We start from the raw sequence: 11,934 nt of genomic DNA, 5'->3' as shown, positions 1-11,934 counted from the left end.
GCGCGCCGCGCCGGCCCCGCCCGCGCTGCCTGACCCGTGCTGCCCGAAACGTGAGCAGAAGGATTACCGCAAGTCAATCCATGGCGAGGCCTTGGACAGTCTGCCCGTTGCCGCAGCGGCTTTGGCTAGCGGGCCGCGCGCCGCTTGCCCGGCAGCGCCGCCAGCCCGCCCGGCGGCGGGTCGCCGGCGAAGCGCATCTCGGCCAGCAGGAAGCCGGTGGCCGCGGTGATCTCCGTCTCCAGCTCGCCCGCCGCCGCCTCGCCATCGCCGCGCTGCAGCGCCGCCAGGATCTGGGCGTGGCGGTGCGCCGCCTCGGCGGGGCGGGCCATCAGCACCCAGCGCGCCTCCCAGAACAGCGGGCCACGCCGCAGCCACAGCGCCTCGATCATGCCGAGCAGGGTCGGCGCCCCGGCGGCGCGATACAGCGCGAAGAGGAAGTCGCGGTCGACGCGCAGGAAGTCTTCCGGCTGGCTGCTGGCGCGCGCCGCCGCATGCTCATCCAGCAGCGCCTGCAGTTGCTGCAGCGCCGGCGCGGTGAGGCGGGGCGCGGCCAGGCGGATCGCCAGCGGCTCCAGCGCGGCGCGGATCGCCGCCATCTCCTGGAAGGCGGCGCGCGTCAGCCGCGGCACGATGGCGGTGCCCGAGGGCATGACATCGACCGCCTGCTCCGCCGCCAGCCGGCGCAGCGCGGTGCGCGCCGGCATCGGGCTGGTGCCCAGCGCCTCGGCGATGCGGCGGATCGACAGCTTGTCGCCGGGGGCGAAGACGCCTTCCATCAGCGCCTGGCGCAGCCGGCGATAGGTCTGTTCCTCCAGCGGAAGGCCAGCGGGATCGGCGGTGTCGGGAATCGTCGAGATAAGCATTGCCGTCATTTTGTGATCACGATACCGTCCGATTCAAGATGGCGGAATGAGTATGACCGCCCTCGCCAGCCTGCCGATCCTGGAGCCAAGCGCGCGCCGATGACAGACAAATCCGCCTGCCGCCTCTCCACTCCCGGTTGCGGAGGCCGCGCATGAGCGCCGTGCTCCGCCGCAACAGCGACCTGGCCAGCGCCGTGGCCGAGGCGCGCGCGCTCTACACCGCCGCCCGCCCGAAAAGCGCCGATCTGCACGAGAAGGCGCTGGCCGTCATGCCCGGCGGCAATACCCGCTCGGTGCTGGCCTATGGGCCCTTCCCGACGGCGATGACGCGCGGCGAGGACTGCCGGCTCTGGGACCTGGACGGGCGCCAATATCTCGACCTCTGCGGCGAATACACTGCCGGCCTGTTCGGCCATTCCGAGCCGCGCATCCATGACGCGCTGCATGCGGTGCTGAAGCGCGGCACCAACCTCGCCGCGGTGGGCGAGGGCGAGGTGAAGCTGGCCGAGCTGCTCTGCGGCCGCTTCCCGTCGCTGCAGAAGGTGCGCTTCACCAACAGCGGCACCGAGGCCAATCTGATGGCCCAGACCGCCGCCCGCGCCTTCACCGGCCGCAGGACCTGCATGGTGTTCCGCGGCGGCTATCATGGCGGCGTGCTGACCTTCCCGCTGGCCGGGCCCAGCGCCGCCACCCTGCCGCTGCCCTTCGTTATGGCGAACTACAATGATGCGGCCGATGCGACGAAGGTCGCGCGCGACAACGCCGCCGACCTCGCCGCCATCATTATCGAGCCGATGCTGGGCGGCGGCGGCTGCATCCCGGCGCGGGCCGATTTCCTGCGGCTGCTGCGCGACCTCGCCGACGAGACCGGCGCCCTGCTGATCTTCGACGAGGTAATGACCTCGCGCATGTCGGGCGGCGGCGTGCAGCAGCGCCTGGGCATCACGCCCGACATGACGGCGCTCGGCAAGTACATCGCCGGCGGCATGAGCTTCGGCGCCTTCGGCGGCCGCGACGACGTCATGGCGCTGTTCGACGCCAAGCTGCCGCACGCCGGCACCTTCAACAACAATGTCCTGTCGATGGCGGCGGGCAATGTCGCCATGGGCGAGATCTTCACGCCCGAAGCGGCCGAGACGCTGTTCGACCGCGGCGAGGCGCTGCGCGCCCGGCTGAACGAGACCGGCAAGGGCCTGCCCTTCGGCTTCACCGGCATGGGCTCGATGATGACGGTGCATTTCCGCGACCCGCTGCCGGAAGCGCCCTATGCCGCGACCGCCGAGGAAGAGGCGCTGCGCGAACTGTTCTTCTTCGACATGATGGCCAGCGGCATCTATCTCGCCCGCCGCGGCATGGTGGCGCTCAGCCTGCCGGTCGCCGAGCGCGACTTCGACCGCTTCGTCGCCGCCGTCGGCGAATTCGTCGAGGCGCGGCGCGAGCTGCTGCAACAAAGAAACTAGGCAAGATGGCCGAGGGGAGACCTCCCCTCCGGCCTTTTCCTTCCTCCCCGGAACGCACACGGCTTTCCTCCACCGGAGACTGCTGATGCTTCGACGCACCCTGCTCACCGGGCTTGCCGCCGCCGGCCTGGCCCGTCCGGCGCTCGCCCGCCCCGGCGACAACCGCCTGCTGCGCTTCATCCCGCAGGCCAACCTGACCTCGCTGGACCCGATCTGGACCACCGCCGCGGTCACCCTGAACCACGCCTTCTATGTCTTCGACACGCTCTACGGCCAGGACGACGCGCTGGAGGTGCGGCCGCAGATGGCCGAGGGCCACACCGTTTCCGATGACGGCCTGACCTGGCAGATCCGCCTGCGCGAGGGCCTGCGCTGGCATGACGGCGCGCCGGTGCTGGCCCGCGACTGCGCCGCCAGCCTGGAGCGCTGGTCGAAGCGCGACACCTTCGGCCAGTCGCTCGCCCGCATCGTCGAGGAATGGGGCACTGCCGACGACCGCACCATCCGCATCCGGCTGACGAAGCCGTTTCCGCTGATGCTGCAGGCGCTGGGCAAGACCTCGGCCATCCCGCCCTTCATGATGCCGGAGCGGCTGGCGAAGACCGATGCCTTCCGGCAGATCATCGAGATGGTCGGCAGCGGCCCCTACCGCTTCGTCGCCGGCGACTATGTCTCCGGCAGCCGCGTCGCCTACCGGAAGTTCGAGGGCTATGTGCCGCGCCCGGAGCCGGCGCAGCGCACCGCCGGCGGCAAGGTCGCGCATTTCGAGCGCGTCGAATGGCACATCATCCCGGATGCCTCGACCGCCGCCAGCGCGCTGCAGACCGGCGAGGCCGACTGGTGGGACCAGGTGCATCCCGACCTGGTGCCGCTGCTGGCGCGCAACCGCGACGTCAAGGTCGAGATCAACGATCCCGCCGGCTATATCGGCACGCTGCGCTTCAACACGCTGCACCCGCCCTTCGACAAGCCGGCGGTGCGCCGCGCCATCCTCTCGGCCGCCAGCCAGGAGGACTGGATGCGCGCCGTCACCGGCAATGATCCGAAGCTGTTCCGCCCCTGCAACTCGATGTTCCCCTGCGGCACGCCCTATGGCACCGAGGCCGGCGCCGAGGCGCTGAAGGCGCCGCGCGACCTCACCCTCGCCAAGCGGTTGCTGGCCGAGGGAGGCTACAAGGGCGAGAAGGTGGTGATCATCAGCCCCACCGACCTGCCCAGCATGGCGCCCTGGGGCCCGGTGACGGCGGATCTCTTCACCCGCCTCGGCATCAACACCGAGCTGGTCGAGACCGACTGGGGCTCCGTCGTGCAGCGCCGCGCCAGCCGCGCCCCGGTGGAGCAGGGCGGCTGGAGCGTCTTCCACACCTGGTGGCCCGCCCTCTCGGTCTATACGCCGGCGATCAACCCGACGCTGCGCGGCATGGGCGACAAGGGCTGGTTCGGCTGGTACCGCAACGACAAGGTGGAAGCCCTGGCCGAGGACTGGCTCTCCGCCCCCGACGAGGCCGGGCGGGCGCGCATCGCCGAAGCCATCCAGCGCGAATCCTTCGAGCAGGCCCCGATCATCCCGATGGGCCAGTTCTTCATGCGCACCGCCTATCGCAACGATCTCAGCGGCTTCCTGCAGGGATCGGCGCCCTACCCGTGGAACGTGCGGCGCGGCTGACGCGCCCGACAACCGGAGCAACCATCGCGATGCCGAGACTGTCCCGCGACCAGATGCGCGGCAAGGCGCAGACCGTGCTGGGCCTGATCGATCCCGCCGAGCTGGGCTCGACCCTGATGCACGAGCATCTGATCTGGAACATCACGCCGCCGCCGCTGCGCAGCGACCCGCCGCCGACCGAGGATCTCGACCTGTTCCGCTGGTGGGACCTGCAGACCTCGACGCTGAAGGAATACCGCAACACCACGCAGCTCGATGTCGGCGCCGCGACGCGCGCGGCGGCCGAGGTGGTGCAGCATGGCGGCCGCACCATCGTCGAGCTGACCATCGGCGGGCTGATGCCCGACCCGAACGGCCTGGCCCAGGCCTCGCGCGACAGCGGCGCGCAGATCGTCATGGGCTGCGGCCATTACGTGCACGACTACCAGGACCCGGCGAACGAGCATCGCAGCGTCGAGGTGCTGGCGCAGGAGATGGTCGACCAGGTGCAGCTCGGCGCCTGGGGCACCGAGGTGCGTGCCGGGCTGCTCGGCGAGATCGGCTGCCAGTGGCCCTGGACCGACCTCGAGAAGAAGATGCTGCACGCCGCCTGCCTGGCGCAGCAGGAGACCGGCGCGGCGCTGACCATCCACCCGGCCCGCCACGAGGACCATCCCTGGATGCTGGTCGAGTTCCTGCGCGAGCACGGCGCCGACCTGTCGCGCACCATCATCGACCATATCGACCGCACCATCTTCGACGATGACCGCCTGTTCCGCCTGGCCGATGCCGGCGTCATCCTGGAATGGGACCTGTTCGGCCAGGAAAGCTGCTACTACGCGCCGAACATCGACATCGACATGCCCAACGATGCCGGCCGCCTGCGCGACATCCGCAAGGTGATCGACCGTGGCCATGGCGACCAGGTGGTGATCAGCCATGACATCTGCCACGTGGTGCAGATGAGCGAATGGGGCGGCCACGGCTACGCCCATATCTACAAGAAGGTCATCCCGCTGATGCGCCGCCGCGGCTACACCGAGGCGGAGATCGACGCGATCATGGTGGCGACGCCGCGGCGCCTGCTGACGTTCATCTGATCGAGAAGACAAGGGCAGGCCAGGGGAAGTCATTTCCCCGGCCTGCCCGAGGCTTCGCTGCCCAGTTCCTCTTTCATCCAGGAGAGGAAAGCCAAGGCGGCGGCGGAGTCCGCGCGGTCGGACAGCGGCACCGCCGCCAGCCCCTCGGGAAAGGCCGCGAAGCCACAGGGCGCGACCAGCCGGCCCTGCGCCAGCTCGTCCGACACCAGGCGGTGTTCCATCAGCGCCACGCCCAGCCCGGCCAGCGCCGCTTCGAGACAGAGATGGCTATGCGGGAAGCGCAGCTCCTGGGCGGCCTCGACCGTCATGCCGCTGGCCGCCTGCCAGGCATCCCAGGCGCGGCTGGTGAAGTCGTGGGCGATGCGCGTCGCCACCCGCAGTGCGGCGCCGGGCTCTACCGGGTAGCCGGGCAGGCAGACCGGGCCGAAGGCGGTCGGGCCCAGCGGGATGGCGCGGGCCTGGTCGGCCGGCGGGTAGGAGCTGCGGTCCCAGGCGATCACCAGGTCGGCGCCCTCGTGGCGCAGTTCGCGCGCCGAGGTCATCGACAGCCGCAGCCGCAGCCCGGGATGGGCGCGGTAGAAGCCGGGCAGATGCGGCACCAGCCAGCGCATGGCGAAGGTGGCGCTGCAGGCGACATGGATCGCCGGGCCGCGCGCCTCGTCCAGCAGCTGCTGCCAGCCCTGCGCCAGCGTGTCGAGGCCGGCCGCCACCTGGCGGCGCAGCGCCTCGCCGCGGGCGTTCAGCCGCAGCCCGGTGCCGGCCTTGTCGAAGAGGGCCACGCCGGCCTCCTCCTGCAGCAGGCGCAGCTGGCGGCTGACCGCGCCATGGGTGCGGCCGAGCTCGGCCGCCGCGCGGGTCACCGATTGCAGCCGGGCGGCGGCCTCGAAGGCGCGCAGCGCGCTGAGCGGGGGCAGGCGGCGCGGCATCCGTGAGTTTTCCTGACGAAGCGGGGCGCCGAACTGATTAGGCGCGCCGCCCCCGGCGGTCTAGAGAGCGCCCGCCGGATCAGGGAGACAGACAGAGATGATCATCCGCGACATCGCCGGGCTGGAGGCGATCTATGGCGCCCTGGAGACGATCGGCGAGGCCTCCACCGCCAAGGTGGCCGACCATGTGACGCCGGAATACCGCCGCTTCATTGAGGCCGCGCCCTTCCTGGCCCTGGCCACCGTCGGGCCGGAGGGGATGGACTGCTCGCCGCGCGGCGATCGCGGCCAGGCGGTCTGGGTCGAGGACCCGAAGACGCTGCTGCTGCCCGACCGGCGCGGCAACAACCGCATCGACAGCCTGCGCAACGTGGTGCGCGATCCACGCGTCGCGCTGATGTTCCTGGTGCCGGGCAGCGGCAATGCCATGCGGGTCAATGGCCGGGCGCAGCTGGACACCGATCCGGCGCTGCTGGGGCGCTTCGCCACCGAGGGCCGGCCGCCGCGCTGCGTCATGGTGATCCGGGTGGAGGAGGTCTATTTCCAGTGCGCCCGCGCCATCCTCCGCGCCGGGCTGTGGCAGGCCGAGAGCCAGGTCGATCCCAAGACCCTGCCGACGCCCGGCCAGATGCTCGCCCGGCTCAGCGAGGGGCGGGTCGGCGGCGAGGCCTATGACCGCGAATGGCCGGAGCGGGCACGGACCAGCCTGTGGTAGGTCAGGCGAAGCCGTAGGGGCCGGGGAAGACGCCGAGCGGCACCGCATGGGTCAGCATCGCCTGGCCGTTCCAGTGGTGCAGCAGGAAGCCGGGCGGCTCGAGCCAGGAGGCGGGCTCGGCCTCCGGATAGGGGCGCAGCGCGATGGCGGTGGCCAGGCTCGGCGCGGTGCAGAGCAGGGTGCCGCCGAAACGCTGCGTCATGCCGCGATGGACATGGCCGCAGAGCACCCGTTCGACGGCGGGAAAGTCACGGATCACCGCTTCCAGCGGGCCGGCCCCGCGGCAGTTGTAGGCATCGAGATAGGGGATGCCGCTGTCGATCGGCGGCTGGTGCAGCATGACGATGGTCGGGCGCGCCGGCTCCTCGGCCAGGGTCGCGCGCAGCCAGGCCAGCGCCCCGGCATCGGCCTCGCCATGGTGCTTCCCCGGCACGGTCACGTCCAGCGCCACCACCCGCACCGCGCCGTGCTGCCCGGCGGCGTAGTGCAGCGGGCCCTGCCGCGGCGTCTCGGCGAAGGCGTCCCGGAACGGCTCGCGCAGGTCGTGGTTGCCGGGGATCGCCAGGCAGGGCATCGCCAGCCGGCCGAGCAGCCTGCGCGCCAGGGCATATTCCTCGGCGCTGCCGGTCTCGGCCACGTCGCCGGTCAGCAGCACCAGGTCAGGCCGCGGCACCAGCCGGTTGATCTGCGCGACCGCCATGGTCAGCGCCGCCGCCGGATCGAGCACGCCGTTGTAGAAAAGACCCTCGGGGCGGAGATGGGGGTCGGAGATCTGGGCGATCCACATGCGGGCCTCCTGCAGCGCGGGAAGCCTCCCTCGCGCGATCGCGCAGCATTCCAGGGAAGCAAGGCGTCGTCCATCCGGAGCCCGCCTTCCCTGGCGGAAAGCGCCAGCCGATCCGGCGCCTGTCGCGTTACCCCGGCAGGTGCTGGGCAGAAGGCAGGCCACGTCGCATGATCCTCTTCGAGAATATCCTCCTGCTGATGCTGGTCGCCATCCTGGCGCTGCAGTTCTCCCGTGGCCTGGCCATTCCCTATCCGGCGGTGCTGGCGGCGGCGGGCGTGGCGGTGGCGGCGCTGCCCTCGGTGCCGGTGGTGGCGATCGACCCGGCGCTGGCGCTCGCCCTGTTCATCGCGCCGGCGCTGCTGGATTCCGCCTATGACCTGCCGCCGCGCGAGCTGCGCCAGCACTGGGCGCCGCTGCTCGCCCTCGCCGTCATGGCCGTCCTGCTGACCGCTGCCGCCGTCGCCTGGCTGGGCATGGCCTGGGCCGGGCTGCCGGCGGTGGCGGCCCTCGCCCTCGGCGCCGTGGTGGCGCCGCCGGACGCGGCGGCGGCCAGCGCCATGCTGGGGCGGCTCGCCCTGCCGCGCAGCACGGTCACCGTGCTGAAGGGCGAGAGCCTGTTCAACGACGCCGCCGCGCTGCTGCTGCTCGCCGCCGCCCTCGAGCTCGCCGCCGCGCCCGACGAGGATTTCTCCACCCTGCTGCTGCACCTGGCGCCGGCGGTGCCGGGCGGGCTGCTCTTCGGCTACGCGGCCGGGCGGCTCTACCTGCTGCTGGCGCGGCAGCTGAAGGGCACGCTGGGCGGCATCCTGTTCCAGTTCGTCGGCACCTTCGGCACCTGGATCATCGCCGAGCGGCTGCATCTCTCGGCCATCCTGGCGGTGGTCGTCTATGGCATGACCATCGCCCATACCGCGCCCTACCGCAGCAGCGCGCGCGAGCGGGTGCATGCCTCGTCGGTCTGGGAATCGGCGGTCTTCCTGCTGAACGTGCTGGCCTTCTTCCTGCTCGGCCTGCAGGCGCGCGACATCCTGCTGCGGCTCGACCCGGCGCCGCTGCGCGAGGCGCTGGTGCTGGCCGGGCTGGTGCTGCTGGCCGTCATCCTGGTGCGGGTCGCCTGGGTCTTCGTCTATGGCGCGCTGGCCCGGCTGGTCGCCCGGCACGATGGCCCGGTGTCGGCGCCGGGCTGGCGGCCGTCGCTGCTGGCGGGCTGGTGCGGCATGCGCGGCCTGGTGACCCTGGCGGCGGCGCTGGCCCTGCCGGGCGATTTCCCGGGCCGCGACCCGATCGTCATCAGCGCCCTCGGCGTGGTGCTGGGCACGCTGGTGCTGCAGGGGCTGACCCTGGTGCCGCTGGTGCGCGCGCTGGGCCTGCACGGCGATGACGGCGTGTCGGAAGAGCTGGCCTTCGCCCGCACCGCGCTGCTCGACGCCGGCCTGGCCGTCCTGCCGGCGGAGGGCGAGGCCGCCGCCGTGCTGCGCGACGAATACCGTGCCGCCCGCGAGGTTGCGGCCTCCGGCGAGAACCCGCGCGCGGTGCGCGACATCGAGGCGCTGAAGCGCGCCGCCATCGTCGCCAAGCGCGACTGCCTGGCCGGGCTGCGCCGGTCGGGACGGATCAGCGACGATGTCTTCCATGCGCTGGAACAGGAGCTCGACTGGGCCGAGCTGGCGGCCACCCCTGCCGACCGGCAGACGATCCTCGAGGGCTGAGCCGCAACGCCCGCCAGCGGTCAGCGCAGCCGCGCGGGATTGCCGAGGGCGGTGGCGCCGGCCGGCACGTCGCGGGTCACCACGCTGCCGGCCCCGATCAGCGCGTCGTCGCCGATGGTCACGCCGGGCAGGATCAGCGCGCCGCTGCCGATCCAGACATTGCGGCCGATGCTGACGGGCCGGCCGAATTCCAGCCCCTGCGACCGCTGCCGCGGATCGCGCGGGTGGTCGGCGGTCAGGATCTGCACGCCGGGGCCGATCTGCGTGCCGTCGCCGATGGTCACCTGCACCACATCCAGGATGACGCAGTTGAAGTTCAGGAAGACGCCGGCGCCGAGGCGGATGTTGTAGCCATAGTCGATGAAGAAGGGCGGTCGGATGGTCACCCCGTCGCCGACCGCGCCCATGATCTCGCGCAGCAGTGCCAGCCGCTCGGCGGCGCTGGCGCAGCGGGCGGCGTTGTAGCGCTCCATCCAGCCAGAGGCCCGGGCATTGTCGGCGGCGATCTCCGGCCCTTCGGCGACGTAGAGGTCGCCGGCCAGCATCCTCTGCTTCTGGCTGCGCGGGTCGGTCATGGCGTCCTCCTCTTCCTGCTCAAGGCTTGCTGCCAGGGCAGGGGAGCGGCCGCAAGCCGCACGGGAATCGCATTGCCGTCAGCGTTATAACAAATATCATATCGGTGGATGTCAGAGGGAGAAGCGGCATGATCATCGTCACCGGGGCGACCCAGGGCATCGGCCGCGCCTGCGTCGAGCAGCTCGCCGCCAGCGGCCGCCCGGTGCTGGCGACCGGCCGCGACCGTGACGCGGGAGCCGAGCTCGCCCGGCTGCCCGGCGTCCGCTTCGTCGTCGGCGATGTCGCCGATCCCGCCGATATCGAGCGGATCGTCGCCGCGGCCATGGCGGCCGGCGAGGGCCGCCTCACCGGCCTGGTCAACAATGCCGGCATGGGCCGCCGCCAGCCCTTCCTGGAGGCCGAGCTGGCCGACTGGGAGCAGGTGATGGCGGTGAATGCCCGTTCCGCCTTCCTGTTCATGCGCCTGGCGCTGCCGGGCCTAATCGCCGGCCGCGGCTCGGTGGTGAGCATTTCCTCCGTCGCCGGGCGGCAGGGGGAGGAAGGGCTGGCGGTCTATTGCGCCTCCAAGGCGGCGCTGATCGGCCTGACCCAGGCGCTGGCGCTCGAGCATGGCGAGCATGTCCGCTTCAACGCCGTCTGTCCGGGCCAGATCGCGACACAGATGATGGGCCGCGTGCTGGCCGATCCGGCGCGGCGCGCGGCGCTGGAGGCGCGCATTCCCGCCGCCCGCCTCGGCGAGGCCGGCGATGTCGCCGAGCTGGTCTGTTGGCTGCTCTCCGACGCTTCGCGCTACGTCAATGGCGCGGTGATCACCGTCGATGGCGGCGAGACCGCCGGCCTGCGCACGCCGCGCTTTGCCGCAGCCGGGCAGCCCGGCGCGGGGCTGCCGCCGGGCGCCTGAGCGCCGCCCCGGAGCCCAGTCGACCCCTGCCACGCTGCGGCTGATCTGCTAGGCTGCGCGCCATGCTGCCGCTGTCCCTGCCGCGCCTGCCTGTCCTGCCGGCCTCGCTGCTGCCCGCGCCGCGGCTGGCCTGCGGTGCGGCCGCGGCGCCGGGCGGCGAGCTGCGCATCGGCTTCACCCCGCTCGGCCTGCACCGCCACTTGCCGGCCCTGCTGCGCCTGCTGCGCCAGGTGCAGCCGCAGGCCCGGCCGCGCCTGCTCGAATTCAGCCCGGCCGAGGCGCTGGTCGCGCTGGAGGAAGGCCGCCTCGATCTCGGCCTGCTGCCGCAGCCCGCCTGCATCCATCCGGCGCTGCGGCTGCTGCCGCTGCCCTCGGAGCCGCTGCTGGCCGTGCTGCCCGCCGATGCCGGGGAGGGGACGACGCTGGACAGGACAACACTGGCCGGGTTGGCGCGGCGCGGCTGCATCCTGTTCCCGGCGGCCCAGGCGCCGCGGCTGCATGGCGGCATCCTGCAGGCTTTCGCGGCGGCCGGCATCGCCCTGGCGCCGCCGCGCGAGGCGAAGCGGGTCTCCGCCATGCTGGCCCTGGTGGCCGCCGGGCAGGGCGCGGCGCTGCTGCCGGCGACGGCGGCGCAGCAGCGCTGCGAGGGCGTCCGCCTGACCCGCATCAGCGATGGCGCGCGGCTGCCGCGCCTCGGCATGGCGCTCGTCCTGCCGCAGCGGCGGCTGGATGCCTCGCTGCAGCGGCTGCTGGCGCTGGTCGCCGCCGAAGCGGCCGGGGCGCGTCGGGACGCGAGCCGGTAGGACCCCTGGCGGCGGCCCCGGATCAGCGGGCAGCGCGGCGGCCGGCTGGCGGCGGGTCCTCGGGGACGGGGCCGGCCATCTTCTGCACCACCAGCTGCAGCGCCGCCCGCTCCGCCGGATCGAGCCGGCGATAGGCGCGCAGCAGGGCCTCCTCGTCGCCGGCCAGCAGGCCGAGGCTGGCCTGGTCATCCTGCAGCAGCTCGGCCGGCGGCACCGCATCCGGGTCCAGCCCGACCAGATAGGCGACCGAGGTGCCGAGCGCCTCGGCCAGCCGCTGCAGCCGGGGCCCACGCGGCACCGGCGCCTTGCCCTGGCGCAGCTTCTCCAGCAGGTCCGGGGCCAGGCCGGCCTGGGTGAAGGCGGCCTCGGCGGTCAGGTCGAGCCGGTCCAGCCGGCTGTCGATCCGCGCGACCAGCGGTGAGGTGGCGATGTCCATGCCGGCATCCTAG

The 11,934-nt window shown here is 72.5% G+C and carries 12 protein-coding genes; 7 read left to right on the top strand and 5 right to left on the bottom strand.

Annotated elements, in window-relative coordinates; translation table 11 throughout:
- Positions 1-125: 125 nt before the first annotated feature.
- Complete coding sequence (locus WFI16_RS10105; protein WP_419897703.1) at positions 126-872, bottom strand: GntR family transcriptional regulator; 747 nt, start codon at positions 870-872, stop codon at positions 126-128.
- A gap of 143 nt (positions 873-1,015) precedes the next feature.
- Here WFI16_RS10105 and WFI16_RS10100 point away from each other — a divergent pair, with 143 nt between their 5' ends.
- From WFI16_RS10100 to WFI16_RS10090, 3 genes are all read left to right on the top strand, one after another.
- Positions 1,016-2,323 carry an aspartate aminotransferase family protein gene (locus tag WFI16_RS10100; RefSeq protein ID WP_419897702.1) on the top strand — a complete coding sequence of 436 codons (1,308 nt, stop codon included), beginning with the start codon at positions 1,016-1,018 and terminating at the stop codon, positions 2,321-2,323.
- Between the two features lie 85 nt (positions 2,324-2,408).
- Positions 2,409-3,989: an ABC transporter substrate-binding protein gene (locus WFI16_RS10095; protein WP_419897701.1), complete on the top strand. Its 1,581-nt coding sequence runs from the start codon at positions 2,409-2,411 to the stop codon at positions 3,987-3,989.
- A gap of 29 nt (positions 3,990-4,018) precedes the next feature.
- A complete protein-coding gene (locus WFI16_RS10090) occupies positions 4,019-5,068 on the top strand; it encodes a phosphotriesterase family protein (RefSeq protein ID WP_419897700.1) in 1,050 nt (349 codons plus the stop codon).
- 29 nt (positions 5,069-5,097) lie between these two features.
- Here WFI16_RS10090 and WFI16_RS10085 read toward each other — a convergent pair whose 3' ends face one another.
- Positions 5,098-5,994 carry a LysR substrate-binding domain-containing protein gene (locus WFI16_RS10085; RefSeq protein WP_419897699.1) on the bottom strand — a complete coding sequence of 299 codons (897 nt, stop codon included), beginning with the start codon at positions 5,992-5,994 and terminating at the stop codon, positions 5,098-5,100.
- Positions 5,995-6,091: 97 nt separating this feature from the next.
- Here WFI16_RS10085 and WFI16_RS10080 point away from each other — a divergent pair, with 97 nt between their 5' ends.
- Entirely contained in the window at positions 6,092-6,709 is a 618-nt protein-coding gene (locus WFI16_RS10080; protein ID WP_419897698.1) for a pyridoxamine 5'-phosphate oxidase family protein, read from the top strand.
- Position 6,710: 1 nt separating this feature from the next.
- Here WFI16_RS10080 and WFI16_RS10075 read toward each other — a convergent pair whose 3' ends face one another.
- Positions 6,711-7,496: a phosphodiesterase gene (locus tag WFI16_RS10075; RefSeq protein WP_419897697.1), complete on the bottom strand. Its 786-nt coding sequence runs from the start codon at positions 7,494-7,496 to the stop codon at positions 6,711-6,713.
- A 167-nt stretch (positions 7,497-7,663) separates the two neighbouring features.
- Between WFI16_RS10075 and WFI16_RS10070 the strand changes: the two genes are divergently transcribed.
- The gene (locus tag WFI16_RS10070; RefSeq protein ID WP_419897696.1) at positions 7,664-9,205 is read left to right on the top strand and encodes a cation:proton antiporter; all 1,542 of its coding nucleotides are present in this window, start codon (positions 7,664-7,666) and stop codon (positions 9,203-9,205) included.
- Positions 9,206-9,225: 20 nt separating this feature from the next.
- Here WFI16_RS10070 and WFI16_RS10065 read toward each other — a convergent pair whose 3' ends face one another.
- Positions 9,226-9,780: a sugar O-acetyltransferase gene (locus tag WFI16_RS10065; RefSeq protein WP_419897695.1), complete on the bottom strand. Its 555-nt coding sequence runs from the start codon at positions 9,778-9,780 to the stop codon at positions 9,226-9,228.
- Between the two features lie 128 nt (positions 9,781-9,908).
- Here WFI16_RS10065 and WFI16_RS10060 point away from each other — a divergent pair, with 128 nt between their 5' ends.
- Together WFI16_RS10060 and WFI16_RS10055 are read left to right on the top strand one after the other, a co-directional pair.
- Positions 9,909-10,682, top strand: coding sequence for an SDR family NAD(P)-dependent oxidoreductase (locus WFI16_RS10060; RefSeq protein ID WP_419897694.1), 774 nt, complete (start codon positions 9,909-9,911; stop codon positions 10,680-10,682).
- Positions 10,683-10,744: 62 nt separating this feature from the next.
- Positions 10,745-11,485 (top strand): LysR substrate-binding domain-containing protein, encoded by a 741-nt coding sequence (locus tag WFI16_RS10055; RefSeq protein WP_419897693.1) that lies wholly within the window; start codon positions 10,745-10,747, stop codon positions 11,483-11,485.
- Positions 11,486-11,507: 22 nt separating this feature from the next.
- Here WFI16_RS10055 and WFI16_RS10050 read toward each other — a convergent pair whose 3' ends face one another.
- Positions 11,508-11,921, bottom strand: coding sequence for a hypothetical protein (locus WFI16_RS10050; RefSeq protein ID WP_419897692.1), 414 nt, complete (start codon positions 11,919-11,921; stop codon positions 11,508-11,510).
- Positions 11,922-11,934 lie beyond the last annotated feature (13 nt).

Source organism: Roseomonas sp. USHLN139 (genome assembly GCF_037145735.1).
Classification (GTDB): Bacteria; Pseudomonadota; Alphaproteobacteria; order Acetobacterales; family Acetobacteraceae; genus Pseudoroseomonas.
Note: the sequence above shows the minus strand (reverse complement) of the source record. Positions and strands in the feature narration are given on the sequence as shown.